Consider the following 26,842-nt stretch of genomic DNA (forward strand, 5'->3'; position numbering starts at 1 on the left):
AATCCGCTTCTTTTTACGGACTCAAATGTAATGATATTAAAACAAAAAGCGCCTGCCTTTGGGGCAAGCGCTTTTTGTTTTAATATCTGTATAATACTATTCTTCTTCGTCAAACTGGAACACTTCTTTGGAAGAGGCCAGGATGTCGTATTCCTCTTTCGAACCTACGATCATGTTCTCGAACTCACGTAAACCAGTACCGGCAGGGATCAGGTGACCTGTGATCACATTCTCCTTCAGACCCATCATATCGTCGATCTTACCGTTGATGGCAGCCTGCGACAATACTTTGGTGGTTTCCTGGAACGAAGCGGCAGAGATCCAGCTACGTGTGCCGAGAGACGCTTTCGTAATACCCTGCAGGAGCGGGCTGGATGTAGCCGGCTGTGCATCGCGGTATTCTACCAGTTTCTTATCTGCACGACGCAGGAGGGAGTTTTCTTCACGAACCTGGCGCAGTGTCACGATCTGACCTGCTTTCAGGTTAGTGGAGTCACCTGCTTCAGTTACTACCTTCTTGTCGAAGATCATGTCGTTTTCTTCGAAGAAATCAAACCTGTCTTCAGTATCACCTTCGAGGAAGCGGGTATCGCCCGGATCTTCGATGTTTACTTTACGCATCATCTGGCGAACAATCACCTCGATGTGTTTATCATTGATCTTCACACCCTGTAAGCGGTATACTTCCTGGATCTCATTTACCAGGTATTCCTGTACGGCAAACGGTCCCTTGATAGACAGGATGTCTGCAGGAGTAGTAGAACCATCGGAGAGTGAAGTACCGGCCTTCACAAAGTCACCATCCTGAACCAGGATATGACGTGTCAACGGCACCAGGTATTTCTTCACCTGGCCTTCACGGCTTTCAATGATGATTTCGCGGTTACCACGTTTGATGTTACCAAAAGCTACCACACCGTCAATTTCAGAAACGATGGCAGGGTTGCTCGGGTTACGTGCTTCAAAGAGCTCAGTTACACGTGGCAGACCACCCGTGATATCCCTCAGTTTACCGATAACGCGTGGAATCTTTACAATTACCTGTCCGGCTCTTACTTTATCACCTTCGGAGATGACAATGTGTGAACCAACCGGTAAGTTGTAGGATTTCACCTCTTTGTTACCATCTACCATGATAGACGGGATCTTATTCTTATCTTTTGTTTCAATTACCACTTTCTCACGGTGACCAGTCTGTTCATCAGCTTCTTCACGGAAGGTAATACCTTCCAGGATGCTGTCGAAGCGGATGGTACCAGGAATTTCAGACACGATAACGGCGTTGAACGGATCCCATGTGCAGATCATATCGCCTTTCGTTACTTTCTGTCCGTCTTTCACCAACAGGGTAGAACCATAAGGAATGTTGTTGGTTACCAGCAGACGATCGTTTTTCACGTCCATGATACGCAACTCACCGGTACGGCCGATAACCACCTGTACTTTTTCACCATCGTTGTTTTCGTAGGTGGTAGTACGTAAGCCATCGAATTGAACAGTACCATCAAACTTGGCTGGCAAACCGGATTCAACGGAAGTAGAACCGGCAACACCACCCACGTGGAAGGTACGCAGTGTGAGCTGTGTACCAGGCTCACCGATAGACTGTGCAGCGATGATACCCACGGCATCACCTTTCTGTGCAGTATAACCGCTCGCCAGGTTTTTACCGTAACATTTCACGCACACACCCCTGCGGCTTTCGCAAGTCAGTACAGAGCGGATTTCTACGGTTTCAATCGCACTTTCCTCAATGCGGTGTGCAATTTCTTCAGTGATCTCAGCACCGGCAGCAACGATCAGCTCATCATCATTATGAGGATCAAATACATCGTGCAGGGAAGTACGTCCGAGGATACGGTCGTACAGGGTTTCAATCACTTCTTCATTATCTTTCAACGCTGAAGTAGCAATACCACGGAGTGTACCGCAATCTTCCTCATTGATCACCACATCCTGCGCAACGTCTACCAGACGGCGGGTCAGGTAACCCGCATCCGCCGTTTTCAACGCCGTATCCGCAAGACCCTTACGGGCACCGTGCGTAGAGATGAAGTATTCCAATACGTTCAAACCATCTTTAAAGTTGGACAATACCGGGTTTTCGATGATCTCGGAACCGGTAGATCCACTCTTACGCGGCTTGGCCATCAGTCCCCTGATACCAGCCAGCTGTTTGATCTGCTGCTTGGAACCACGCGCACCGGAATCCAACATCATGTATACGGAGTTGAATCCCTGCTTGTCTGTTGCCAGCTCACGGATCAGGGTTTCTGTCACCTTCGTATCCACACGTGACCAGATATCGATGATCTGGTTATAACGTTCGTTGTTGGTGATCAGACCCATGTTATAGTTATCCCAAACTTCGTCTACTTCGCTGGAAGCACCATCGATCATGTCTTGCTTAACATCCGGGATGATCAGGTCATTAATGTTAAATGACAGACCACCGCGGAACGCCATGCGGAAACCTAATTGTTTGATGTCGTCCAGGAACTTGGCAGTTGCCGGGATATTGGTTGCTTTGATGATATCACCGATGATCTCACGCAGTGATTTTTTGGTAAGCAGTGCATTCACATAACCGGCAGCTTTAGGTACGAACTGGTTGAACAGTACGCGGCCCACAGTTGTTTCGATCAGTTTTCTTTCCAGCTCACCGTTTGCATTTCTAACATCTGCCTTAACACGGATATGTGCATGCAGATCGATACGGTCTTCGTTCAATGCGATGATCACTTCCTCAGCAGAGTAGAAAGCTTTACCTTCTCCTCTTACCACCACATCTCCCATTGTTTTCTTACCCTTGGTGATGTAATACAAACCAAGCACCATGTCCTGTGAAGGCAGGGTGATAGGCGTACCGTTCTGCGGGTTAAGAATGTTATGTGAAGACAGCATCAGCAGCTGGGCTTCCAGGATTGCAGCATTGCTCAAAGGCACGTGTACTGCCATCTGGTCACCATCGAAATCCGCGTTGAACGCAGAACATACGAGCGGATGCAGCTGGATCGCTTTACCTTCCACCAGTTTAGGCTGGAAAGCCTGTATAGACAACCGGTGCAGGGTCGGAGCACGGTTTAACATTACCGGGTGACCTTTCAGCACGTTTTCCAGGATATCCCAAACCACCGCTTCTTTCCGGTCTACCAGCTTTTTCGCTGATTTCACGGTTTTAACGATGCCTCTTTCAATCAGCTTACGGATAATAAATGGTTTGAACAGCTCTGCCGCCATATCTTTTGGCAGGCCGCACTCGTGCAGTTTCAGTTCAGGTCCTACCACGATAACAGAACGTCCGGAATAATCCACACGTTTACCAAGCAGGTTCTGACGGAAACGACCTTGTTTACCTTTCAGTACATCCGACAGGGATTTCAGGGCACGACCACCTTCCGCTTTTACCGCATTGGATTTACGGGAGTTGTCGAACAGGGAATCCACTGCTTCCTGCAGCATACGTTTTTCGTTACGAAGGATCACCTCAGGCGCCTTAATTTCGATCAAACGTTTCAGACGGTTGTTACGGATGATTACCCTGCGGTAAAGGTCGTTCAGGTCGGAAGACGCAAAACGGCCACCATCCAACGGAACCAACGGACGCAGTTCCGGCGGTACTACAGGAATATATTGCATTACCATCCATTCAGGACGGTTTTCCACACGGCCATTGGCTTCACGGAATGCTTCCACTACGCTCAAACGCTTCAGCGCTTCCGCTTTACGTTGCTGGGAAGTTTCAGTGGCAGCCTGGTTACGCAGCTGGTAAGAAAGGCTGTCCAGGTCAATACGGGCCAGCATCATTTCCACCGCTTCTGCACCCATTTTAGCAATAAACTTGTTAGGATCTTCATCCGGTAACAGCTGATTGTCTTTCGGCAGGGTGTCCAGGATATCCAGGTATTCTTCTTCAGTGAGCAGGTCACCATAGTTCATACCTTTTTCCTGTTTCATACCCGCCTGGATCACTACGTATCTTTCGTAGTAAACGATGGTTTCCAGTTTCTTGGAGCTCATTCCAAGCAGGTAACCGATCTTGTTAGGCAGGGATTTGAAATACCATATATGTACAACGGGCACCACTAAACGAATATGGCCCATTCTCTCACGACGTACTTTCTTCTCCGTTACCTCAACACCACAACGGTCACACACAATACCCTTATAACGGATACGCTTATATTTTCCGCAATAGCATTCGTAATCCTTTACAGGTCCGAATATTCTTTCGCAGAATAAACCATCACGTTCCGGCTTGTAAGTACGGTAGTTGATGGTTTCAGGTTTCAGCACTTCACCGTATGAACGCTCCAGGATAACATCCGGAGAAGCCAGACTGATGGTAATGCTGTTAAAATTTGATTTAGGACGATTTTCTTTTTTGATAGCCATCTGTAATTAGCTTTTAGCTGTTAGCCGTTGGTGGTAAGCCAGCGACAAAAATTTTATTCCTGCGAAATATCCAAGCTATCAGCCACTGGCATTACTGCCAATGGCTGGTAGCTAAAAGCTCTTAGTCAAATTTCAGATCAAGACCCAGACCACGCAATTCATGGATCAATACATTGAAGGATTCAGGCACACCGGCTTTCGGTATGTTGTCGCCCTTCACGATAGATTCATATGCTTTGGCACGACCCACGATATCATCAGATTTAATAGTAAGCAGTTCCTGCAGGATGTTGGATGCACCGTATGCTTCCAGTGCCCATACCTCCATCTCACCAAAACGCTGACCACCAAACTGGGCTTTACCACCCAGCGGCTGTTGGGTAATGAGACTGTACGGTCCGATAGAACGGGCGTGCATCTTATCATCCACCATGTGGCTCAGTTTAAGCATATAGATAACACCCACGGTTGCTTTCTGGTGGAAGCGGTCGCCCGTTTCACCGTCGTGCAGGTAAGCGTGACCAAAGCTTGGTAAACCTGCTTCCTTGATATATTCAGCAATTTCTTCAGTAGTAGCACCATCAAAGATCGGCGTAGCAAAACGTACTCCCAGTTTCAGACCTGCCCAACCCAATACGGTTTCGTAGATCTGTCCGAGGTTCATACGGGAAGGTACCCCGAGTGGGTTCAGTACGATATCCAGTGGTGTACCATCTTCCAGGAACGGCATGTCTTCATCACGCACGATCTTGGCTACGATACCCTTGTTACCGTGACGTCCCGCCATCTTATCACCCACTTTCAGCTTACGTTTGCTGGCCAGGTAAACCTTCGCCAGTTTCAGTACGCCGGCTGGCAGCTCATCACCAATAGAGATGTTGAACTTCTCACGTTTGTAACGGCCCAGCTCTTCGTTGAACTTGATGTTATAGTTATGCAGCAGGGTATTGATCTGATCGTTCACCACTTCGTCTGTTGTCCAGCCCAGTGGATTTACGTTCATAAAATCAATATTTACCAGGTTCTTCGGAGAGAACTTGGAGCCCTTTGAAATCAGTACTTCACCGTAAGTATTGGTAATACCCTGGGATACTTTATCCTTCAGTAATACCTGCAACTTGCTCATCAGCACTTCCAGCAGGTCTTCCGCATTCTTCTGGTGAATTTTCTCCAGTTTCTCGATAGCTGCCTTTTCACGGGTTTTGGAATTCTTATCTTTCTTCGCGCGGCTGAACAGTTTCTTATCAATCACCACACCTTCTGTTGACGGAGGCGCTTTCAATGAAGCGTCTTTCGCATCAGAAGCCTTGTCACCAAAGATCGCCCTTAACAGCTTTTCTTCAGGGGAAGGATCAGATTCACCACGCGGAGTGATTTTACCGATCAGGATATCGCCTTCCTTGATGTGTGCACCAACACGAATAATACCGTTCTGGTCGAGGTCCTTGGTAGCCTCTTCACTTACGTTGGGGATATCCGGGGTCAGCTCTTCTTCACCCAGCTTGGTATCACGAACTTCCAGTTCATATTCATCAATGTGGATGGAGGTAAACAGATCCTCACGTGCAACACGCTCAGAAATTACGATCGCATCCTCAAAGTTGTAACCTTTCCATGGCATGAACGCTACCTTCAGGTTGCGTCCCAGCGCCAGTTCACCACCACGGGTAGCGTAACCTTCTGTTAAGAAGTCGCCATCCTTAACACGCTGACCTTTCTTTACGCAAGGTCTGAGGTTAATACAGGTGCTCTGGTTGGTTTTTACGAATTTGGTAAGTGTGTAAACGATCAGATCATCTTCAAAGCTCACCAGTTTCTGCATTTCATCACGTTCGTAACGAACATGGATTTCATTTGCATCCACAAATTCGATCACACCGTTACCATCTGCGGTGATCTGCAAACGGGAGTCGCGCGCTGCCTTGCCTTCCAGGCCGGTTCCTACGATAGGAACTTCCGGATTCAGCAGTGGCACGGCCTGACGTTGCATGTTTGATCCCATCAACGCACGGTTGGCATCATCATGCTCCAGGAACGGAATCAGTGATGCACTCAAACCTACGATCTGGTTAGGCGCCACGTCCATGAATTCCACTTCATCCCTGTCGAGGATCGGGAAGTCACCGGTTTCGCGGGATTTCACCTTATCATTTATAAAATGTCCTTTGTCATCCAGTGGGGCATTCGCCTGCGCAATCTTCACAGAATCTTCTTCCTCAGCGCTCAGGAACTCCACTTTATGCATATCCACTTTACCGCTGTTTACTTTACGGTAAGGTGTTTCAATAAAGCCCATCTCATTCACCTTTGCGTGAACACAAAGGGTGGAGATCAGACCAATGTTCGGACCTTCCGGTGTTTCAATGGTACACAAACGGCCATAGTGGCTGTAGTGAACGTCACGCACCTCAAAGCCTGCTCTTTCACGGCTCAAACCACCGGGTCCGAGAGCGGAAATACGGCGTTTATGCGTGATTTCAGACAATGGGTTTGTCTGATCCAGGAACTGTGACAACTGGGAAGTACCAAAGAAGGAGTTGATCACGGAAGACAGCGTCCTCGCATTGATCAGGTCAACCGGCGTAAATACCTCGTTATCACGTACGTTCATTCTTTCACGGATGGTACGTGCCATACGTGCAAGACCAACACCAAACTGAGCATATAGCTGCTCGCCTACAGTACGTACACGGCGGTTTGACAGGTGATCGATATCATCGATTTCCGCCTTACCGTTTGTGAGCTGTACCAGGTACTTGATGATGGAGATGATGTCGTCCTTCGTCAGCACTTTCATGTCTAACGGGGTAGGAAGACCTAATTTTCTGTTGATCTTATAACGACCTACGTCACCTAAATCGTAACGTTTGTCGGAGAAGAACAATTTATCAATGATACCCCTTGCTGTTTCATCATCCGGCGCATCAGCTCCGCGCAACTGGCGGTAGATGTGCTGAACGGCTTCCAGCTCGGAGTTAGATGTATCCTTGTTTAATGTATTGTAGATGATGGAAAAATCACCACTCACCTCTTCCTTCTGAACAAACACGCTTTTCAATCCCATATCTACAATGGTTTCGATATTCGCTTCATCCAGGATGCTATCGCGCTCCAGCATAATTTCATTACGCTCGATGCTCACCACTTCACCAGTATCTTCATCCACAAAGTCTTCCACCCAGCTTCTTAAAACGCGGGCTGCCAGCTTCTTGCCGGCATATTTATCAAGACTTTTCTTGTCTGCTTTTACTTCATCTGCCATGCCAAACAGCTGCAGAATATCTTTATCTGTTTCATAGCCGATGGCACGCAACAGGGTGGTTACCGGGAATTTCTTCTTACGGTCGATGTAAGCGTACATCACGTTGTTGATGTCCGTTGCAAACTCCATCCATGCGCCCTTGAACGGGATCACCCTTGCAGAGTAGATCTTGGTTCCGTTCGGATGTACAGATTGACCAAAGAAAACACCAGGTGAACGGTGCAGTTGGGATACAACAACACGCTCAGCACCATTAATAACGAAAGTACCTCTTGGAGTCATGTACGGAATGTTTCCTAAGAACACATCCTGCACAATCGTCTGGAAATCCACATGCTCCTCATCATTACAGCTTAAGCGGAGTTTCGCTTTCAACGGTACAGAATAAGTAAGCCCGCGCTCAATACACTCCTCGATGGTATAACGCGGAGGATCCACGAAATAATCAAGGAATTCCAGATTAAAGATATTTCTGGTATCTGTAATCGGGAAGTTCTCTTTAAATACTTTAAAAAGGCCTTCGTTGTTTCGCTTGTCTGGTGTGGTTTCTAATTGGAAGAAATCCTTGAAAGATTGGATTTGGATAGCCAACAGATCCGGTGTCTCAGTAACTTGTTTGATCTTTCCAAAATTTACTCTTTCGTTTGTTTGGGCTTTTTTTAGAGACATATTCGAAGTTAGCAGTTATATGACTTGTAAGAATTAGGGAAATTAAGATTTCTTTGCCAATACCATCCCAATTTATTTATGCCTTCTGCACGTGGTCAAAGTCACCTGGTAGTGATTCCCCGTTTTGACTCTCTGAAAAAGACACTTTCCCAAAGGGAATAAGGCCAAAAGTGCAAAAGCACTTTTGACCTTTAAAAGATGTATACTTAAGCAAAGAATTACTGAATTTCAACTTCAGCACCAGCTTCGGTCAGCTTAGCTTTCAGGTCTTCTGCCTCAGCTTTGGTAACGCCTTCCTTGATGGATTTAGGTGCACCGTCAACCAGTTCTTTCGCTTCTTTCAGACCTAAACCGGTCAGATCTTTAACGATCTTAACAACGTTCAGTTTGCTAGCACCTGCAGCTTTCAGGATAACGTTGAAGGCAGTTTTTTCTTCAGCAGCAGCAGCTTCGCCACCACCGGCAGCAACCACAACTGCAGCAGCAGCTGGTTCGATGCCATACTCGGATTTCAGTACATCTGCGAGTTCCTGTACTTCCTTAACAGTTAAACCTACTAATTGTTCAGCTAATGCTTTTACGTCTGCCATTTTATAATGTTTTAATGTAATGTTTGTAATGTTGTTGTTAATTATATTGTGACTTGGAAGCCAATGTTGTATATGGATAGCCCACGGCCAGCCATATTATTCTGCTGCAGGTGCTTCCACCCCAGCTTCTTCTTTCTTGCCTTTTTCCAGTAAAGCAGCAATAACGCGCTTTGCAGGAGATTGCAACAGACCGATAACTTCGCCGATAAGCTCGTTCTTGGTCTTGATGTTGGTTAAAGCAGTCAGCTGGTTGTCGCCTACAAATACCTCATCGGCAACAAATGCAGCTTTCAGTACTGGTTTTTCCAGTTTACCGTTTGCTTTACGGAAGGAAGAGATGATCAGTGCCGGCTCTTTCGGGCTGTCGGAGAACATCAGGGCAGTTACGCCATGCAGACTGTCATAAACACCTGCATACTTTTCGCTGTCCAGGGATTCCAAAGCCTTACGGATCAGGGTGTTCTTAGCCACCTTCATTTCCACTTGCTTATCGAAGCACACTTTCCTCAGGTCATTCACCTGCGCTACCGTTAATGATTCGGTATTAGTGATATAAAAGTTGCTATATTGAGAGAACTTACTTTTCAGCAGTTCAATCGCTTCTTGTTTTTGATCTTTATTCATATTATAACGTTTGTAGCAAGCCCCATCTTTACAGATAACGGCTACAACTCGTGATCAATTAGTTTTGAACAGATTTAGTATCGATAACAATACCAGGACTCATGGTGCTAGCCATAGACAGACCTCTCAGGTAAGTACCTTTTGCAGTAGCTGGTTTCAGCTTGATGATAGCGTTGATCAGCTCTAATGAGTTCTGCTCAATTTTATCAGATGCGAAAGATACACGACCGATAGAAGCGTGGATGATACCAGCCTTATCTACCTTGAAAGTGATTTTACCGCCTTTAACATCGTTTACTGCAGCTGCAACGTCGTTGGTAACAGTACCGGTCTTAGGGTTTGGCATCAGGTTACGTGGACCTAAAATCTTACCCAGTTTACCGATCTTCGGCATTACAGCAGGAGTAGCTACGATTACGTCTACCTCAGTCCAGCCAGCTTCGATCTTCTGGATAAATTCATCCAGTCCAACGAAATCAGCACCTGCTTCTTTTGCAGCAGCTTCTTTATCAGGTGTGCAAAGCACTAACACCCTTTTAGTTTTACCAGTACCGTGTGGAAGCGTTACGGAACCACGGATCGCCTGGTCTGCTTTCTTAGGATCAACGCCTAAGCGGATATGTAAATCGACAGAACTGTCGAATTTAGTACAGTTAATATCTTTAACTAAGCTGGAAGCCTCTTTCAGGCTATAAATCTTATTTTTTTCGAGCTTAGCGTCAGCTACTTTTCTCTTTTTAGTTGCCATTTGTCAAAATGATTTTAAGATCCTGCCTCAACAGGGTGAAACAATTAGTTTTCCCAAGGGGCTTTACCATCAACAGTAATACCCATGCTGCGAGCAGTACCAGCCACCATTTTCATAGCGCTGTTCAGCGTAAAGCAGTTCAGATCAGCCATCTTGTCTTGTGCAATAGCCTCTACCTGAGCCCAGGAAACTTTACCCACCTTGTTACGGTTAGGTTCTTTAGAACCACTCTGCAATTTAGCAGCTTCCAGCAGCTGTACAGGTGCCGGAGGAGTTTTAATTACGAAGTCGAAAGATTTGTCTGTGTAAACAGTCAGCAACACAGGCAATACTTTACCCATTTTATCCTGGGTACGGGCATTGAACTGTTTGCAGAACTCCATGATGTTCACACCTTTAGAACCCAGCGCAGGTCCAATTGGAGGTGCAGGGTTGGCCTGGCCGCCTTTCACCTGCAATTTCACGTACGTTGCGATTTCTTTTGCCATGTTTCTTAATTTAATTTGGTTAAACGCTCCCTGCAAAACAGGAAACTCCCAAAAGTAAAAGACTAAAAATAACCTTTTAAAGGGGATGCAAAGGTATATATTATTACGAACTTGTCAAAAAGTATTTGAAAGTGGGCATTCTTTTTGCTCATGATCAGATTTTTTTTACAAATCCATTGCATTTCCCGTAAAATTTCCTTATTCTCCGAAGCCGGCAAAGTTACAATTTATCCTCCATTTGCATACAACAATTCCTTACGCTTGCCTTTCTCCGTTTTTATATACTTATTCACAAACTGCTGCTCATCCCCTACCTTGTCCTTCATTTCTGCAAGTGCCCGCTGCAATTCCATGATATTCCCCTTCATCGCATCATCGCCACCCGGCAACCCGGATAGCGCCTTTTCAACCGCCCCCAGCTTCAACGCTATTTCCCCGATCGTTTTCCTTAACGCTTCATCCTTCACTTCCGGGGTAAACCTCCGGTTCCTGAAATCCACATACTCATTATATAACTGCACAATAGCTGCATAATCGCGGCTCAGCCTGTTAAACTCGTCTATACTCCGGTTCCGGGCCTCAATTTCCTGGTTGGCGGCCAGCACTTTGATCGACTGGTCCATCCAGTCCAGCTCGCTCATAATAAACGGATTGGCTGCTCCCCCGAAACGGCGGATCCGGGCAGCCGCATATTCCAGCCGTTGCAGTCTCGACTGCCGGAACCAGTTACTCAAAGTATCATTATAAGCAAAAACGGGGCGTTTATTGGCAGCTGCAAAAGCCTGGCTGCCCTGTTCATCATGACGTAAAGGGAAAGGCAGCATCTGCCACATGGGGTCATAAGGCATATGAGTTTTCACTGCTACCTGCGGCACCGTCCGGAACCAGGTCCAGTTGATCCCCGGCACAAAACGGCCGTTCTCCACCACCCCGGCTCCCCAGGTAGGATCTGTTATTGCCCACTGAGCTCCGTTCTTCACCACCACCCAATCGTGCGAACCGGTGGGAATGCCATTCTGCAGGCCATACCCGGTTACCACAATGGCAGGAACTCCCGCTTCCCTGCATACCTGCGCATATAAAACCGCATAATCAGTAGACAGTCCCTTACGGGTACGCAATGTTTTAAGCATTGCAGCCGCCGAATCCCGGTAGCTGCTTATCCGGTTCATATTCTCCACATCATAGGCTATATGCGTGGCCATCCAGTTAAATAAAGCCTGTTGCAACGCTACAGCATTCCCTGTATGGGCTTTCAGCCATTTGGCCATCATCGTTGGAGAAGCCGTTGCCTCTTCCGGGATGGAGACAATTGCAACGGAGGCTGGTTTAACTTGTTTGAGCTTTCCTGGCTGGGCGCCCGCAGTATTCATCAACAGGAATCCCAGCATCACAACAATCACTGATTTCATATCAACAGATATAGGGCATATGTGATAAACGAGAAAAAGCGTCCCGGGTAAACGGAACGCTTTTCAATAAAGATGTTATATAAGTTACTATGAAAGTTTTTCTACCTGCATGAAGTTCAGCTCTACCGGTGTGGCACGGCCAAAGATCTTTACAGTTACCTTCAGTTTTTTCTTGTCTTCAATTACTTCTTCGATCACACCGTTAAAGTCGTTGAACGGACCATCAATGATCTTAATGGTTTCGCCCACAATAAAGGGCTCGCTCATGGTCAATCCCTGATCGCTCAGTTCATCTACCTTACCCAGCATTTTATTCACTTCTGCTTTACGGAGTGCGATAGGTTTTTCTTTTCCGAGGAAGTGGATAACACCGGATACGTTACGTATTGCCTGTATTACTTCATCGGTCATTTTACCATCAACCGCTTCGATCATCACATAACCGGGATAAAAATTCTTTTCGCGCATTACCTTTTTACCAGCCTGCACCTTATAAACTTTTTCTACCGGCAGGAAGATCTGGCTGATCACGTTACCCCAGTCGGAGCGACGTACTTCAATATCCAGGTATTCCTTCACTTTTTTTTCCTTGCCACTAACAACGCGGAGTACATACCACTTTGTTTCCTGAGCAGGAAGATTGGCTGCATCCATTTATTTAGCTTTGAAAATTTGGTAATAGTGAGTTAACACGAAGTTGGAAGCGGCATCCATACCCCATACCAGTGCGGTAACAAATATTGTTGCTATCAGCACGATCATGGTAGAAGACTGGAGCTCTTGCCAGGTAGGCCAGGACACCTTGTAAACCAATTCATGATAAGACTCTCGGAAATAGTTTCTGATCTTATTCATTATATAAAGTTAACTATTTATGGTCAATTGTTTAAAGCCTAAAAAATGGTTGACTTGTTTTATTTTGTAATAACAACAATTCAACCATTTAATTATTTTTTTAAACCCTGCACGGGTACTAGGATTCGAACCCAGATCAAAGGTTTTGGAGACCCGTATGCTACCGTTGCACCATACCCGTGTATAAAGCCATTAGCACTCAGCTTTCAGCGTCAGCAAATATCTAAAAAAATCCTGACATTTAATCGCCAAAGCTAATGGCTTTTAATATAATTGAGTTGCTTACTTCAGGATTTCAGTAACCTGACCAGCACCTACTGTACGGCCACCTTCACGGATAGCGAACTTCAGACCTTTGTCCATAGCGATAGGCTGGATCAGTTTAACAGTCAGAGTTACGTTATCACCAGGCATAACCATTTCAACACCTGCAGCGAGTTCAACTTCACCGGTTACGTCAGTTGTACGGAAGTAGAACTGAGGACGGTATTTGTTGAAGAACGGAGTGTGACGGCCACCTTCTTCTTTGCTCAGTACGTATACTTCGCATTTGAATTCAGAGTGAGGTTTGATAGAACCCGGTGCGCAGATAACCATACCGCGACGGATCTGGGTTTTCTCAATACCGCGGAGCAACAGACCAGCGTTATCACCTGCTTCACCTTCGTCGAGGAGTTTTTTGAACATCTCAACACCAGTACAAGTAGATTTCAGTGGTTCTTCCTGCAGACCTACGATTTCAACGTTCTCACCAACTTTGATACGACCGCGTTCGATACGACCTGTAGCAACGGTACCACGACCGGTGATAGAGAATACGTCTTCTACTGACATCAGGAACGGTTGATCAACCGGACGTGGAGGCAGCGGAATGTAAGTATCAACAGCTTCCATCAGTTGGTCGATAGCAGAAACCCATTTTTCGTCGCCAGCGAGAGCGCCGGTTGCAGAACCCTGGATAACCGGAACGTTGTCACCATCAAAACCGTTAGAAGACAGCAGATCACGAATTTCGATCTCTACCAGTTCCAGCAGCTCAGGATCGTCTACCAGGTCAACTTTGTTCATGAATACTACGATACGAGGTACACCTACCTGGCGGGCCAGCAGGATGTGCTCTCTTGTTTGCGGCATAGGACCATCAGTAGCTGCCACCACGAGGATAGCACCGTCCATCTGAGCAGCACCGGTGATCATATTCTTCACATAATCCGCGTGACCAGGACAGTCAACGTGAGCATAGTGACGAGAAGCTGTCTGATACTCAACGTGAGCTGTATTGATAGTAATACCTCTTTCTTTTTCTTCAGGAGCAGCATCGATCTCATCATATCCTCTCTTCTCTGCCAGGCCTTTATTTGCCAAAATTGTGGTAATGGCAGCAGTCAAAGTAGTTTTACCATGATCCACGTGGCCGATGGTACCAATGTTTACGTGGGGTTTATCCCGCTTGAAGGTTTCTTTTGCCATTGTATTTTCTTTTTAGATGGTTTGTAAAGATTGTATTGATTGTTGTTTTAAAAAAACGGTTTTACAAACTTGTACCGTTGATGAGAATTGAACTCATGGCCTTCCCTAAATAAAAATGGGTTGCTCTTCCATTGAGCTACAACGCTAAGTTTTAATTTCGGAGTGCAGAATTAACAAATTCGAATTCCGAAATTCGAATTTTATGGAGTTTGTTGAGGCGATTGAAAAACTCACTACAACTATTCTTCTAAAATTCATTTGAGCTGTTGAAGAGAATTGAACTCTCGACCTCTTCCTTACCAAGGAAGTGCTCTACCCCTGAGCTACAACAGCTTGAAAAATTGCTTAAAAATACGAGCGGGAGACGAGGTTCGAACCCGCGACCTACAGCTTGGAAGGCTGTCGCTCTACCAACTGAGCTACTCCCGCATTTTTTAATTCACTAAGCTTCCGGCAAACAACACTGCAACTTTCCACTTATAGAATTATTAGAATAAAAATAAGAGCTTTATAAGGCTGTTGTACCACAGGTTTAGGGTATTGTCTACTACTTCTGAATAACTCACCTTCTACTCACAACTATGTTCCGCCTCTGCGAAGGGCAAAAGCGGAACACGCTGTTTTGTGGGCAGGATAGGATTCGAACCTATGAAGACGTAGTCAGCGGATTTACAGTCCGCCCCATTTGGCCGCTCTGGAACCTGCCCTAACTATCTTTTGATTTTGTCATCCGGTGCATCCATATCACCAAATAAAAACCGATGAGCCAGCAGAGGGATTCGAACCCCCGACCCACTGATTACAAATCAGTAGCTCTGGCCAACTGAGCTATGCTGGCATCTTTCAAAAAACATTCTTTCAAGTAAAGTAACTCGTTGAAAGAGAGCGCAAAATTAAGAGATTTTTTCAATTCTCAAAATCTTTTTTTCAGTTTGTTACAGATATTTAAAATTTTATCTGCTTCCCCGAAAACGCCCTACCATAAAGAACTTTGCTACCTTTACCGACCCTCTTTTTGAATCGGGATGGCAAAGGTAGCAAAGAGATTAATATTTCCAAAATTATTTCAGAAAATTATTGAAATTTCTTTTCCTTCTTTCTTTTAACCTGCTCAACGAGGGATTCAAAGGCCAGGTCGAAGGACTCTTCGAAAGATTTAGACTCATGTTTAACAAACAAATCCTGACGGGGTATTCGAACTCGGATCTCTGCTATTTTATCTTTGATCTGATGCGCAAAATTGTCCAACTTTAGAAATACGTCCACACTAATGATTCGATCATAAAAAGTGTTTAACTTCTGCACTTTCTTGTTCACGTGATCTATCAATTTGGAATCAGCATCAAAATGCACAGTTTGAATTTGTACGTTCATAGCACTAATTTTTTAAATATTTAACAATCTAGGTTCTAGTTAGTAAAGGAAGGTCATAGGCATTCTCTTTTAGTATAATGAACTTGATTACTAATATAGTCACTTTTGCAATGCAATGCTGTTTAGCTGCGTAATATTTTGTTAAAAGCCCGAAATAATAATTATGCTTTCGGGTGCGCCTGCTTATACACCTTCTTTAACTGCTCTATCGTATTATGCGTGTAAACCTGTGTGGCAGCCAGACTGGAATGCCCCAGCAACTCCTTGATCGCATTCAGGTCTGCCCCGTTATTGGCAAGATGTGTGGCAAAGGTGTGCCTCAATATATGCGGACTCTTCTTCTTTAATGTAGTGATCTGGTGCTCGGTAAGATACTTTCTCACCGTCAGGTACACATATTTCGGGTATAAACGCCTGCCGCTGTGCGGATGAACCAGCAATACCCCCTTCTCAAACTCTTCCAGCCGGCGGCGCTTCTCCTCTGTGTATGCGCGTATCTGTACCAGCAGCCCGGGACTCACCGGTATGATCCGCTCCTTCCCCCCTTTCCCCATTACCTTTAAAGATTGGTTTCCCTCGTCTACCCGGAATTCCTGTAAAGCAATCAACTCCGACAAACGGATGCCCGTCTGGTAAAAGATCTCAAAAATTAACCGGTGGGTAATGCCTTCAAAATCGTTGGCGAAAATATATGGGGAAATAGCCGGGGCAGGACTCACATTGTCTTCCAGCGCCCGCATGCCCTTTTCTTCGATATACCCGGGCAGGCGACGGCTGATCTTGGGTGCAATAACCCTGATCATGGGCGACTGTTTAATCAGGCCCTGACGCAGACAGAATTTGAAAAAAGATTTGAGTGTGGAGATTTTGCGGTTAACACTTTTGGCGGTCATGGTATCTTCCATGAGCTTCGCCAGCCAGCTGCGGATCATAATATGATTGAGATCCCCAACAGCTGTATCGCCGTAGCTAAAGGTAATATATTCAAGAAACTGGGAAAGATCGTTGCGATAGGCAGTGCAGGTATGCGCTGAGTACCGTTTCTCGAGCCGGATATAGGATATAAACCGCTCCGCTAAGGAATATAAAGCTTCGTTCAACACAAAAAGATTGATGATTGTAAAGTTATTAAATAACCTTACAATCATCAAATATTTTGAGCTGCTAAAGGCTTATCGCCTAAGCAATATTAATCTTCAAATTTACCTGTTGCCAGCTGTTGTTTGTAAACGGCTTTTAACACCTGGTTACGACGTTTAACAGATGGTTTAGTAAAAGACTGGCGCGTTCTCAGCTGCAGCAAAATGCGAGCTTTTTCAAACTTCTTTTTATACTTTTTAAGCGCCTTGTCTATGTTTTCGCAATCTTTAGAATCAATGATCAACATAATTTTTGCCTCTTATTTTTAGGAACGCAAAGATAACACAAGATTTGTAAAAAAACAAAAGACCATAAGAATTATTCCATTTCCCCGCCTTCAACTCCATATAAGATCACCCATAACAACAAATCGGGGGTAAAATTCCGGAACCGGTGCGATGCACCGGCAGGCACAAACAGGAAATCACCCACTCCCACCTTCACTATCTTCCCCTCCATTTCAAACTCCCCGCTCCCCCTCATTACCAGGTAAATCTCATCCTGAATATGCGGTTCCTGTCTATCTATCTCATCCGGGGCAAAAATGACTCCCCGCATGGAACCGTGCTCAAACAATACTGCGAAATCATCATCGCTTTTCTCCAATTGTCGTAACGACTCGGCAAAAGAAACATGAAATCTCATCCTGTGGTTGATTTAACGTGTTCTCAGATAACCGAAATTAAGAAAGAATTGCGAAATAGCATGACGGGTGGACCGGAAGCACACGCCCCCGGTCCACCCGTTTATATATTAAATAAGGTAGTCGGCCAATTCCCGCTTAATCCTTCAGCTTCTTCTTCAGCAGGCTTACCTGGTCCTGCAGATGACTCACCATATCCGCCAGGTGGTTTACACTCATCCGGCTTTGCTGCCCTGCTTTACTGATCACCGCATCAGACTGCCACAATTCCAGTACTTCCTCCATATCCACACCATAAGGCTCAAACTGCGGGTTATCAGATACCAGCGTGATCTTTGATTTAGAACGGTTATTCTTAAGTATCCGCTTAAAAACAATGCCCTCCCTGGAAGTGATCACCACATAGGTTTCATTGTTCTTGATCTCATCCCATCCTTCTATCTTATGGCAAACGATCACCGATCCTGAAGTAACAGGCAACATGGAATCTCCCGCTATTTCAAAAGCCCTGTAATCACCGGCCCCGAGCATAGGAAGGGTAAAGGTGTTCAGTTCTTCAATGAATTCGTCGTCATTATAACCGGCCAGGTAACCGGCGGCCGCTTTTACCGGCACAAAATGGATCGCCTGACGGGAATTCCCCAGCTTAAGCTGCCGGCGCTTCTCCAGGAAATTATCTTTCTGGGAGCCGAGATCACGGCGGAGCAGATCATCGATAGACACCCGGAACATATCACTCACCTGTTCCAGGATCTCCGTACGGGGCTCTGCACGCTCTTCCTCATACGCACCCAGCAACGAACGCTTGATACCGAGCTTATCGGCAAACTCTTGCTGCGTCCAGGCTTTTTGCTTACGCAGGTATTTCAAATTCTGACATACTACGGACATAACCTAAATAATTTAGTACCTTGCTAACAAAATTAGCAAATATTTTTATCATTTACCAAATATATTCGGGCGGTGTAGCTTATTTTTGCCCGGTAAAATCCACTCGATATGTTAATAAACTATGTACACTCGTTCCTAAGATGGGCTATATTGCTGGCTGGGTTATGGGCGGTAATCCGCTCCCTGAAAGGCGTAACAGGTAACACACCATATACTGCAGCAGATAAAAAGGCCGGGCTTTTCTTTATGATCTTCTGCGATCTTCAGCTGGTAGTAGGATTGATCCTTTTTTTCCTGAGCCCTTTTTCCAAAGCAGGCATAGCCGATATGGGAGCTGCTATGAAGGATCCCGTTTTACGCTTCTTCACAGTGGAACATGAAACAATGGCCATCATTGCCATCGCACTGGTACATATCGGTAAATCAAAAATCAAGAAAGCCGTTTCAGATGCACAGAAACATAAGCTGGGCCTGATCTTTTTCGGCCTCGCCCTTATTCTTATACTGGCGCTCATTCCATGGCCGTTCCGGGCAGCGCTGGGCAAAGGCTGGTTCTAAGCCATATAGCGGCCGGATACTCTCCGCATAAAAGAGGCGGCGTTTTCCATAAGAGCCTGCTGCCTCCCCGAAAAATTAAAAAGTATATACCGCTTTATAAAATTAAATGGCGTCCCTTATCAGGACGCCATTCCTTTTTCCGATGTATTGATTGACCACTGAATTAACCTTTGTCTTTATTATATAACCTGAAAGAATAAATGTAGGGTAATGCCGCCAGCACAAGTGCCGCAAAGAAAATAATAAATACCCCCGTAATAAGCGACAGGAAAAATCCACCAACAATGATCACCGCGCCAATACTGATCCACAGGGTGCTCGCCATCTGGTGCGTTGCTGTCCATATTTCCGGGCTTTGCAATGTCCACGGCGTCCTTACCCCTACATAATTGTTAGGTTTCAGTTTGCGCAGGTACGCCCCTATGCCCACAATCAGCAACCCTACGCCTATAAAAGCCCAGCGCTCCATGATAAATGGCTTGCCCTGGTTCACCAGGAAAATAATGATACAGGTAAATACTGCCTGGTAAGCATGGATCAGGAACCGTATCCTGTAATACTCTTTATGCTCCATCTCAATAGCAGAAGGCCTTAATTGGGTTTCATCAGCCCGCGGAATATAACGGAAAAGGAAATAGATCAACCCGTTGGTAAAAAAGAGAAAGATCATCAGCAGCAGGAAATCATTCTTTGTCCCCATCTCGGGAGAGCCCGCCGCATTCACACTATTGGATAATACAGCTGGTAAATCTTTGTAGATAACAGCCAGGTAAACCATCGGCACCAGCAGTAAAGCGAGGATAAGTAACTCCCTGGTAAAATCCGGTTTTTTCATGTGGAGATCAGTTTAAATGTTCACGTAACTCCTTTTTTCCTTCATTTCCATTCTCTTATCTATTACATATTGATTGCCAGATATGTTGTATTAAAGTTACGAAAATTGGGGCGACCTGAATTTTAATATTTTTTACTAAATTTATTAGCATTACTAAATAAATTAGTAACTTAGTGGTCACTTTAAAAGGGATTCCGGCTGGCAGGCCTGCTGCTATACTATCCTCCCTCTGCCCGGTCCGCCATCCGTAATCACTTTTAACAGCCCCTGCCTGTTCCGTCCTTTGTTTATCCATAAACCGTTGTCATTATGATCACTTTACAACAGCGAACAATAGCGCATTTCGACCTGGACTGCTTCTTTGTATCAGTAGAATGCCTGCGGGATAGTCGCCTCAGCGGTAAGCCCCTGCTGGTAGGCGGTAGCAGTGATCGCGCGGTGGTAGCTGCCTGCAGCTATGAAGCAAGGCGGTATGGCATCCATTCAGCTATGCCCATGAAAACAGCCCTGCGCCTTTGTCCACATGCCATTGTGCGCAGCGGCGATATGGAATTGTACAGCGCTAAATCCAGGGAGATCACAGAGCTCATCGCCGGGAAAGCCCCTCTCTATGAGAAGTCTTCCATCGATGAATTCTACCTGGATCTCTCCGGCATGGACAAGTTCTTTGGCTCGATGAAGTGGACCTCCGAACTGCGGAAAACGATCATAAAAGAATCAGGACTGCCCATTTCATTCGGACTGGCCTCCAACAAACTCGTTTCCAAAGTAGCCACCGATGAAGCCAAACCTAACGGTCAGCTTGAAATCCTGTTTGGAGAAGAAAAAAATTTCCTGGCGCCGCTGGCGGTGGAAAAGATCCCGATGGTAGGCCGTGAAACCGGCGCCCTGCTGAGGCGCCGCGGCGTAGAAACCGTAAAAACACTGAGTGAAGTGCCCATCTCCCTGCTGGAAGCATGGATGGGAAAAAACGGAATAGCCCTATGGAAAAAAGCCAATGGAATCGATGAATCGCCGGTGGTGCCTTTTTATGAACAGAAATCCATCTCCACGGAAAGTACCTTTCCCGCAGATACTATCGACATGCAATTCCTGCACGCAGAACTGGTACGCATGACGGAAAAAATTGCGTTTGAACTGCGGCAGCAGAATAAACTTACCGGTTGCATCACCCTCAAAATCCGGTACTCTGACTTTGAAACCGTTACCAAACAAATGTCCATCCCCTACTCCTGCGCCGATCATGTACTGCTGGAAAAAGTAAAAGACCTCTTCAAAAAACTGTACGACCGCCGCCTGCTGGTACGCCTTATCGGCGTGCGTTTCAGCCATCTCGTTCATGGTAATTACCAGATCAGCCTGTTCGACGATAAACAGGAAATGATCGCACTTTACCAGGCAATAGACCAGATTAAGAACCGCTTCGGATGGGAATATCTGATGAAAGGCACCAACGTAATACCGCCGGAAAAAAAAGGACAGCTCCGGCCCAAAAAAGATATCATGCCGTACTTTAAATAATCATTCATGTTCCTTAACTGCAAAACATTTTTCAGCCTGCGATATGGCACTATGCCCGCGGAAATGCTGGTCCGCAAAGCACATGAACTGGGAATCGGCACACTTGCGCTCACCAATATCAACATCACCTCCGATGCATGGGAATTTGTAAGCCTCTGCCGCAAACACGATATTAAACCTATACTCGGACTGGAATGCAGGAATGGAAATGATTTCAAATATCTCCTGCTGGCAAGGAACCAGGAAGGCTGGTATCATATCAACGTTTTTTTATCCACTCACCTGCAACAGGAAACACCCTTCCCCGACCAGGCCCCTGTTATTCCGGACACCTGGGTAGTATATGAGCTTGGAAGTCGCGCTCCTGAAGACCTGGCGCCTCATGAGCTGATAGGCGTTAAACCCTGGCAACGCAATAAATTATTCAGAACAGATACCGCCGCACTGCGTAATAAACTGGTGATCCTCCAACCTGTTACCTTCCAGGACAACACCCATTATGAACTGCACCAGCTACTGCGCGCCATCGATATGAATATCCTGATCACACAGCTGGAACCGGCTGCTACAGGCCATCCGCAGGAACAATTCATTACACCGGCCGCACTAGTGGAACACTTCGCCGATTACCCGCATATCGTACAGCGTACCGTGGAAGTGATGGAAGATTGCTGCATAGAAACACCCCTTCATCATTCCATCTCCCGGAATAAAAAATGTTTCCTGGGCAGCGTGGAAGAAGACCGCGCAAAGCTCCGGGAGCTGGCCCTGGAAGGCATGATATACCGCTATGGCCATGATCATAAAGAAGCGCGGGCGCGGATTGAAAAAGAACTGGCCATTGTGGCGCAGCTGAACTTTGAATCCTACTTCCTCATCACCTGGGATATCATACGCTATGCACAGGAACGCGGTTTCTTTTATGTGGGCCGGGGAAGCGGCGCTAATTCCATTATCGCCTACTGCATAAAAATTACAGATGTAGATCCTATAGAGCTTGATCTTTATTTTGAAAGATTTTTGAATCCCTACCGCAGCTCGCCCCCTGATTTTGATATCGATTTTTCATGGCGCGACCGCGATGAAATTATCCGGTACGTTTTCAATAAATACGGTGCGCAACATACTGCCCTGCTGGGCACCGTCACCACTTTTCAAACCAATGCCGTTATCCGTGAACTGGGGAAAGTATACGGGCTTCCTAAAAAGGAAATAGACAGGATCCTGGAAAATGGCTTCCACATTAAGCTGGAAGACGACAGCATCCATCAGAAAATAGCCCGCTTCAGTAAACTGATGGATACAGAAAAAGCATTTCCCAACCATCTCAGCATTCATGCCGGCGGTATCCTGATCAGCGATGAGCCCATTCACCGGTATTGCACTACGTACCTGCCGCCCAAAGGCTTTATCACCGCGCAACTGGATATGTGGCAGGCGGAAAGGGCAGGCCTGTTTAAGTTTGATATCCTCAGTCAGCGCGGCCTCGGTCATATCCGCGATGCAATTGATATCATTAAGAAAAATCGGGGTACAGACATCGACATTCACAATGTAAAAGCATTCCAGGCAGACCCTCTCGTACGGAAAAACCTGGCGGAGGTGAACACTATTGGTTGCTTCTATATCGAATCACCCGCTATGCGGCAACTGCTGCTGAAACTGGGCTGCGATGACTATCTCACCCTGGTGGCGGCCAGCTCCATTATCCGCCCCGGTGTGGCGCAATCAGGGATGATGAAGCAATATATCCACCGCTACCGCAATCCATCCCAGGTGGTATACCTGCACCCTGTTATTGAGGAACTGCTGAAAGAAACTTTTGGTATCATGGTGTACCAGGAAGATGTTATTAAGGTGGCGCACCGGTATGCCGATATGGAGCTTGCAGATGCCGACAGCCTGCGACGGGCCATGGCAGGTAAATACCGGGGATCGAACGACTTCAGGATGATCCAGGAACGTTTCTTCCGCAACTGCGAACGGCTCAACCGGCCACCGGATGTATCAGCAGAAGTATGGAGGCAGATCGCCAGCTTCGCCAACTTTTCCTTTTCCAAAGCGCATTCCGCCAGCTTCGCGGTGGAAAGCTACCAGAGCCTCTACCTGAAAACATATTTCCCCGCAGAATTCATGGTAGCTGTTATCAATAACTTCGGCGGCTTCTACAACCGCGAACTCTATTTCCGGGAACTGCAGAAAACAGGCGTAACATTACACCCTCCCTGTATTAATCACAGCGACTATGCCACCAATATCAGCGGTCGCGATGTGTACACAGGACTGGTCCATATAGAAGGCCTGGAACAACAGTTGGCGGAAAGGATCCTGAAAGACCGTGAACAATACGGCCCGTTTTTACACCTGGAGGATTTTACCAGCCGCATCCCCACAGGGCCGGAACAACTGGAAATACTGATCCGTATCGGTTGTTTCAATTTTACCGGCCATACCAAAAAGGAATTGCTGTGGAAAAGCAGTTTACTGGTAAGCAAGAAAGAAGCCAACCCACACAGCGTTTCCCTGTTCGGTAATACCACTGCTGTTAATTGCGAATTACCCACGCTGGCGTACCACGCACATGAAGATGCCTTTGATGAAATAGACCTGCTGGGTTTCCCGCTGCAATCTCCGTTCAAGGTATTACAACACGATCAAAGTGCGTATATGCCTTCCCGTGAGTTCAGGCAACATATCGGCCAGCCGGTTACAACACTGGGTTACCTGGTTACCACCAAATCCCTGCGCAGCAATAAAGGCGAGCCCATGTGCTTTGGCACTTTCCTGGACCGGGACAGCGCATTTATGGATACCATCCATTTTCCCGAAAGCTTTCGCAGATACCCCTTTCAGAAAGGCGGTTTCTATGTGCTCCAGGGCATAGTGGCAGAAGAATATGGCGTAATACAGCTGGAAATCAATAAAATGTGGAAGATTGGGTATTTTGAAGATAAAAAGCTCTAATCCCGACAATTTGTTGTATTTTTGTGACAAATGTCGGGTATTATGAAACACGTAAAAGGATACCGCGTGCAGGAAAATGCATTGTTGATAGTAGAACAGCCAGGAGGAAGTGCATATATTGCCGGTAGTGGCTACTTTGATTTTATACAACTTTCCCGCAGTGGAATTATTAAAAGAGCGTTATTGAACCTGAGCAGGCAGCTGTCTTTTTCTTTATCAGAACTGGCACAGGTGGTCCATGTTTCAGAAAGAACGCTGCAACGCTATGCAGACGACGAGAAATTGTCTGCAGACACGTCTGAGCGTGCTATTTTACTCTCCCAACTTTATCAGCGCGGCACTGAAGTATTCGGTCAGCTGGAAAACTTCAAGGAATGGATGAGAACTCCGTTACCTGCCTTCAACTATCAAACCCCTATTTCGCTTTTAGATACCACTTTTGGGTTCCAGCTTATCCAGGATGAGTTGGGGCGCATTGAACATGGCATCTTTGCATAAATCTACGAAACCATCAACATGGAAGTATACAGGATCAGTAAGTGCGCTTACATCAATGATCTGAGTGGAACAGGTGCGCGCCTGTATGGAGGCCGCTGGAACAGCCCGGGGCATGCTATTGTGTATACGGCCGGCAGCAGGGCCCTATCTGCGCTGGAAGTGCTGGTACATATTCCTTTGAAAAATATTGTACAGGACTTCTGCATCGCTACCCTGCAGATCCCTGATAATATTGCCATTAAAGTGCTCACCAAATATGATCTGCCCTCCGGCTGGCAATCGCTGGCGCCCTCGCCGGAACTGCAATGTATCGGGGATGAATGGATAGATACTGCTAAATATGCGGTGCTCCGCATCCCCTCTGTAGTTATTGCCGATGAATATAATTACCTGATCAACCCGCTGCATCCCGATGCTGAAAATATTACCATCGTGAATACTCAGCCCTTCGTATTTGATCAGCGTTTGAAGAAATAAAAAAAGCAGCGGACAATCATCCGCTGCTCTCTATCTCTCAATATCTTTCTTCCTATTCCAGGCCAAATAATCCCTTATTCAGCACCTGCAGTGTTTTCTCTTTATACTGACCATTGATCAGGATAGATATGTTATGCCTGCTGCCGCCATAGGAGATCATCCGTAAAGGAATTTCTTCTATCGCATCAAATAATTTGGTGATGATAGATGGAGTAGCCGCTACCTCGTTACCAACAATGGAAACGATGGTTTGATGATAATCCAGTTCCACCGTGCCGAATGGCTGCAGCTCTTTCAGGATCTGGTCCAGGTACTGCTGGTTATCGATGGTAACAGATACCGCTACTTCAGAAGTAGTGATCATGTCGATGGGTGTGCGGTACTTCTCAAATATTTCAAAAATCTTGCGGAGGAAGCCATAAGCCAGCAGCATGCGGCTCGACTTGATCTTGATGGCAATGATACCGTCTTTTGCAGCAATAGCTTTTACCCCGTTGCCATTAGGCATTTCAGTGATGATAGTGCCTTTTGCTTCCGGCTGCATGGTGTTCAGCAGCTTCACCGGGATGTTGAAATGCTGCGCCGGCCAGATAGAGGCAGGATGCAGGATCTTGGCGCCAAAATAGGCCAGTTCCGCCGCTTCATCAAAGGAAAGCTGATCAATAGGGAAGGTTTTTTTCACCACCCGCGGATCATTGTTGTGCATGCCATCGATATCTGTCCAGATCTGCACTTCATCTGCCTGGATAGCAGCGCCTATCAGGGAAGCAGAATAATCGCTGCCGCCGCGTTTCAGGTTATCCACCTCGCCTCTGGCGTTACGACAAATATATCCCTGTGTGATAAAGATATGCTGTCCTTTAAGCTGGCTGATCAGGTTAGCCAGCTTAATCTTGATCTTTGGAATTTCCGGTTCTTCAAATTCATCGATGCTCATGAAATCCAGCGCCGGCAACAGTACTGCGGGAATGCCGGCTTCTTCGAGATATACGCAGAAAAGACGTGTGGACAATAACTCGCCCTGTGCAAGAATATCTTTATTCAATGCTTCGTTGAAAGATATCTTCAGGATGATATTCAGAAATTCGAAGTGTTCATCAACGATAGCCTTTGCATTTGCGCGGCCGGCTTCCTGCTTCACCAGGTCGTTGCAAAAGGCCCGGTAATGGCTCTCCAGCTTATCTATCTGCTGCTTTGCCTGTTCCTTCTTACCTTCCGACAGCGACTGACTGATTTCCACGAGGGAATTTGTGGTGCCTGACAGTGCAGACAACACCACAATTTTCTGATCATTATCTGCTGTGATCAGTTGCGATACCGACTGCATACGCTCTGGTTTTCCCACGGAGGTTCCACCAAATTTTAACACTTTCATCTGAATGTATATTTTGCTTTAGCTACCCGGAATGCTGCATTGGCTTCACTCCG

General features: G+C 46.2%; 22 protein-coding genes and 6 tRNA genes. 5 read left to right on the plus strand and 23 right to left on the minus strand.

Translation table 11 applies throughout. The annotated features are described in order from the left end of the window. Nucleotides 1-96 precede the first annotated feature (96 nt). From rpoC to ABIE50_RS30755, 21 genes are all read right to left on the minus strand, one after another. A complete protein-coding gene (rpoC, locus tag ABIE50_RS30655; RefSeq protein ID WP_142686077.1) occupies nucleotides 97-4,395 on the minus strand; it encodes a DNA-directed RNA polymerase subunit beta' in 4,299 nt (1,432 codons plus the stop codon). A 121-nt stretch (nucleotides 4,396-4,516) separates the two neighbouring features. Further along, complete coding sequence (gene rpoB, locus ABIE50_RS30660) at nucleotides 4,517-8,326, minus strand: DNA-directed RNA polymerase subunit beta (protein ID WP_142686076.1); 3,810 nt, start codon at nucleotides 8,324-8,326, stop codon at nucleotides 4,517-4,519. A gap of 218 nt (nucleotides 8,327-8,544) precedes the next feature. Beyond that, complete coding sequence (rplL, locus tag ABIE50_RS30665) at nucleotides 8,545-8,916, minus strand: 50S ribosomal protein L7/L12 (RefSeq protein WP_142686075.1); 372 nt, start codon at nucleotides 8,914-8,916, stop codon at nucleotides 8,545-8,547. Between the two features lie 96 nt (nucleotides 8,917-9,012). After that, the gene (gene rplJ / locus ABIE50_RS30670) at nucleotides 9,013-9,540 is read right to left on the minus strand and encodes a 50S ribosomal protein L10 (protein ID WP_142686074.1); all 528 of its coding nucleotides are present in this window, start codon (nucleotides 9,538-9,540) and stop codon (nucleotides 9,013-9,015) included. Nucleotides 9,541-9,598: 58 nt separating this feature from the next. Further along, nucleotides 9,599-10,288: a 50S ribosomal protein L1 gene (rplA, locus tag ABIE50_RS30675; RefSeq protein ID WP_142686073.1), complete on the minus strand. Its 690-nt coding sequence runs from the start codon at nucleotides 10,286-10,288 to the stop codon at nucleotides 9,599-9,601. Nucleotides 10,289-10,332: 44 nt separating this feature from the next. Further along, nucleotides 10,333-10,776: a 50S ribosomal protein L11 gene (rplK, locus tag ABIE50_RS30680; protein ID WP_079470671.1), complete on the minus strand. Its 444-nt coding sequence runs from the start codon at nucleotides 10,774-10,776 to the stop codon at nucleotides 10,333-10,335. A gap of 227 nt (nucleotides 10,777-11,003) precedes the next feature. After that, a complete protein-coding gene (locus tag ABIE50_RS30685) occupies nucleotides 11,004-12,188 on the minus strand; it encodes a transglutaminase domain-containing protein (RefSeq protein ID WP_209862832.1) in 1,185 nt (394 codons plus the stop codon). 87 nt (nucleotides 12,189-12,275) lie between these two features. Continuing rightward, a complete protein-coding gene (gene nusG / locus ABIE50_RS30690) occupies nucleotides 12,276-12,842 on the minus strand; it encodes a transcription termination/antitermination protein NusG (protein ID WP_089902937.1) in 567 nt (188 codons plus the stop codon). Further along, complete coding sequence (gene secE, locus ABIE50_RS30695) at nucleotides 12,843-13,043, minus strand: preprotein translocase subunit SecE (protein WP_142686071.1); 201 nt, start codon at nucleotides 13,041-13,043, stop codon at nucleotides 12,843-12,845. It abuts the gene before it with no gap. A gap of 110 nt (nucleotides 13,044-13,153) precedes the next feature. After that, nucleotides 13,154-13,224, minus strand: a tRNA-Trp gene (locus ABIE50_RS30700). Nucleotides 13,225-13,325: 101 nt separating this feature from the next. Continuing rightward, nucleotides 13,326-14,513 carry an elongation factor Tu gene (tuf, locus tag ABIE50_RS30705; RefSeq protein WP_209862835.1) on the minus strand — a complete coding sequence of 396 codons (1,188 nt, stop codon included), beginning with the start codon at nucleotides 14,511-14,513 and terminating at the stop codon, nucleotides 13,326-13,328. Nucleotides 14,514-14,585: 72 nt separating this feature from the next. Beyond that, nucleotides 14,586-14,659 (minus strand) — tRNA-Lys (locus ABIE50_RS30710). A gap of 115 nt (nucleotides 14,660-14,774) precedes the next feature. After that, nucleotides 14,775-14,846, minus strand: a tRNA-Thr gene (locus ABIE50_RS30715). 23 nt (nucleotides 14,847-14,869) lie between these two features. Continuing rightward, nucleotides 14,870-14,942 (minus strand) — tRNA-Gly (locus ABIE50_RS30720). A gap of 196 nt (nucleotides 14,943-15,138) precedes the next feature. Continuing rightward, nucleotides 15,139-15,220 (minus strand) — tRNA-Tyr (locus tag ABIE50_RS30725). A gap of 57 nt (nucleotides 15,221-15,277) precedes the next feature. Beyond that, nucleotides 15,278-15,351, minus strand: a tRNA-Thr gene (locus ABIE50_RS30730). 236 nt (nucleotides 15,352-15,587) lie between these two features. Continuing rightward, the gene (locus ABIE50_RS30735) at nucleotides 15,588-15,887 is read right to left on the minus strand and encodes an HPF/RaiA family ribosome-associated protein (RefSeq protein WP_089902949.1); all 300 of its coding nucleotides are present in this window, start codon (nucleotides 15,885-15,887) and stop codon (nucleotides 15,588-15,590) included. 161 nt (nucleotides 15,888-16,048) lie between these two features. Beyond that, nucleotides 16,049-16,990, minus strand: a complete 942-nt coding sequence (locus ABIE50_RS30740) for a tyrosine-type recombinase/integrase (protein WP_502913949.1) — start codon at nucleotides 16,988-16,990, stop codon at nucleotides 16,049-16,051. An 86-nt stretch (nucleotides 16,991-17,076) separates the two neighbouring features. Continuing rightward, complete coding sequence (rpsU, locus tag ABIE50_RS30745) at nucleotides 17,077-17,274, minus strand: 30S ribosomal protein S21 (RefSeq protein ID WP_079470678.1); 198 nt, start codon at nucleotides 17,272-17,274, stop codon at nucleotides 17,077-17,079. 71 nt (nucleotides 17,275-17,345) lie between these two features. Continuing rightward, entirely contained in the window at nucleotides 17,346-17,672 is a 327-nt protein-coding gene (locus ABIE50_RS30750; protein WP_209862840.1) for a cupin domain-containing protein, read from the minus strand. Between the two features lie 136 nt (nucleotides 17,673-17,808). Then, nucleotides 17,809-18,561 (minus strand): XRE family transcriptional regulator, encoded by a 753-nt coding sequence (locus ABIE50_RS30755; protein ID WP_142686067.1) that lies wholly within the window; start codon nucleotides 18,559-18,561, stop codon nucleotides 17,809-17,811. A 108-nt stretch (nucleotides 18,562-18,669) separates the two neighbouring features. Between ABIE50_RS30755 and ABIE50_RS30760 the strand changes: the two genes are divergently transcribed. Beyond that, on the plus strand, nucleotides 18,670-19,119 hold the full coding sequence (locus ABIE50_RS30760) for a hypothetical protein (protein ID WP_209862843.1): 450 nt from the start codon (nucleotides 18,670-18,672) through the stop codon (nucleotides 19,117-19,119). A gap of 163 nt (nucleotides 19,120-19,282) precedes the next feature. Here ABIE50_RS30760 and ABIE50_RS30765 read toward each other — a convergent pair whose 3' ends face one another. Further along, nucleotides 19,283-19,954: an SdpI family protein gene (locus ABIE50_RS30765; protein ID WP_142686065.1), complete on the minus strand. Its 672-nt coding sequence runs from the start codon at nucleotides 19,952-19,954 to the stop codon at nucleotides 19,283-19,285. 309 nt (nucleotides 19,955-20,263) lie between these two features. Between ABIE50_RS30765 and dinB the strand changes: the two genes are divergently transcribed. From dinB to ABIE50_RS30785, 4 genes are read left to right on the plus strand one after another with little or no spacing between them, the layout of a single operon-like run. Beyond that, the gene (gene dinB / locus ABIE50_RS30770; protein ID WP_209862845.1) at nucleotides 20,264-21,475 is read left to right on the plus strand and encodes a DNA polymerase IV; all 1,212 of its coding nucleotides are present in this window, start codon (nucleotides 20,264-20,266) and stop codon (nucleotides 21,473-21,475) included. A 6-nt stretch (nucleotides 21,476-21,481) separates the two neighbouring features. Further along, the gene (locus ABIE50_RS30775) at nucleotides 21,482-24,439 is read left to right on the plus strand and encodes a DNA polymerase III subunit alpha (RefSeq protein ID WP_209862848.1); all 2,958 of its coding nucleotides are present in this window, start codon (nucleotides 21,482-21,484) and stop codon (nucleotides 24,437-24,439) included. A gap of 42 nt (nucleotides 24,440-24,481) precedes the next feature. Further along, nucleotides 24,482-24,937 (plus strand): Xre family toxin-antitoxin system antitoxin, encoded by a 456-nt coding sequence (locus ABIE50_RS30780; protein ID WP_142686062.1) that lies wholly within the window; start codon nucleotides 24,482-24,484, stop codon nucleotides 24,935-24,937. Nucleotides 24,938-24,955: 18 nt separating this feature from the next. After that, nucleotides 24,956-25,414 carry an RES family NAD+ phosphorylase gene (locus ABIE50_RS30785; RefSeq protein ID WP_142686061.1) on the plus strand — a complete coding sequence of 153 codons (459 nt, stop codon included), beginning with the start codon at nucleotides 24,956-24,958 and terminating at the stop codon, nucleotides 25,412-25,414. Nucleotides 25,415-25,466: 52 nt separating this feature from the next. Here the strand turns inward: ABIE50_RS30785 and ABIE50_RS30790 are convergent, their stop codons facing one another. After that, entirely contained in the window at nucleotides 25,467-26,789 is a 1,323-nt protein-coding gene (locus ABIE50_RS30790) for an aspartate kinase (protein WP_209862851.1), read from the minus strand. Nucleotides 26,790-26,842: the final 53 nt, after the last annotated feature.

This window comes from Chitinophaga sp. OAE865, assembly GCF_040546735.1.
Taxonomy (GTDB): domain Bacteria; phylum Bacteroidota; class Bacteroidia; order Chitinophagales; family Chitinophagaceae; genus Chitinophaga; species Chitinophaga polysaccharea_A.

Coding starts and splice junctions, on each gene's coding strand:
- rpoC (WP_142686077.1), bottom strand. CDS start 4,395: ATGGCTATCAAAAAAGAAAATCGTCCTAAATCAAATTTTAACAGCATT.
- rpoB (WP_142686076.1), bottom strand. CDS start 8,326: ATGTCTCTAAAAAAAGCCCAAACAAACGAAAGAGTAAATTTTGGAAAG.
- rplL (WP_142686075.1), bottom strand. CDS start 8,916: ATGGCAGACGTAAAAGCATTAGCTGAACAATTAGTAGGTTTAACTGTT.
- rplJ (WP_142686074.1), bottom strand. CDS start 9,540: ATGAATAAAGATCAAAAACAAGAAGCGATTGAACTGCTGAAAAGTAAG.
- rplA (WP_142686073.1), bottom strand. CDS start 10,288: ATGGCAACTAAAAAGAGAAAAGTAGCTGACGCTAAGCTCGAAAAAAAT.
- rplK (WP_079470671.1), bottom strand. CDS start 10,776: ATGGCAAAAGAAATCGCAACGTACGTGAAATTGCAGGTGAAAGGCGGC.
- ABIE50_RS30685 (WP_209862832.1), bottom strand. CDS start 12,188: ATGAAATCAGTGATTGTTGTGATGCTGGGATTCCTGTTGATGAATACT.
- nusG (WP_089902937.1), bottom strand. CDS start 12,842: ATGGATGCAGCCAATCTTCCTGCTCAGGAAACAAAGTGGTATGTACTC.
- secE (WP_142686071.1), bottom strand. CDS start 13,043: ATGAATAAGATCAGAAACTATTTCCGAGAGTCTTATCATGAATTGGTT.
- tuf (WP_209862835.1), bottom strand. CDS start 14,513: ATGGCAAAAGAAACCTTCAAGCGGGATAAACCCCACGTAAACATTGGT.
- ABIE50_RS30735 (WP_089902949.1), bottom strand. CDS start 15,887: ATGAACGTACAAATTCAAACTGTGCATTTTGATGCTGATTCCAAATTG.
- rpsU (WP_079470678.1), bottom strand. CDS start 17,274: ATGTTGATCATTGATTCTAAAGATTGCGAAAACATAGACAAGGCGCTT.
- ABIE50_RS30750 (WP_209862840.1), bottom strand. CDS start 17,672: ATGAGATTTCATGTTTCTTTTGCCGAGTCGTTACGACAATTGGAGAAA.
- ABIE50_RS30755 (WP_142686067.1), bottom strand. CDS start 18,561: ATGTCCGTAGTATGTCAGAATTTGAAATACCTGCGTAAGCAAAAAGCC.
- ABIE50_RS30760 (WP_209862843.1), top strand. CDS start 18,670: ATGTTAATAAACTATGTACACTCGTTCCTAAGATGGGCTATATTGCTG.
- ABIE50_RS30765 (WP_142686065.1), bottom strand. CDS start 19,954: ATGAAAAAACCGGATTTTACCAGGGAGTTACTTATCCTCGCTTTACTG.
- dinB (WP_209862845.1), top strand. CDS start 20,264: ATGATCACTTTACAACAGCGAACAATAGCGCATTTCGACCTGGACTGC.
- ABIE50_RS30775 (WP_209862848.1), top strand. CDS start 21,482: ATGTTCCTTAACTGCAAAACATTTTTCAGCCTGCGATATGGCACTATG.
- ABIE50_RS30780 (WP_142686062.1), top strand. CDS start 24,482: ATGAAACACGTAAAAGGATACCGCGTGCAGGAAAATGCATTGTTGATA.
- ABIE50_RS30785 (WP_142686061.1), top strand. CDS start 24,956: ATGGAAGTATACAGGATCAGTAAGTGCGCTTACATCAATGATCTGAGT.
- ABIE50_RS30790 (WP_209862851.1), bottom strand. CDS start 26,789: ATGAAAGTGTTAAAATTTGGTGGAACCTCCGTGGGAAAACCAGAGCGT.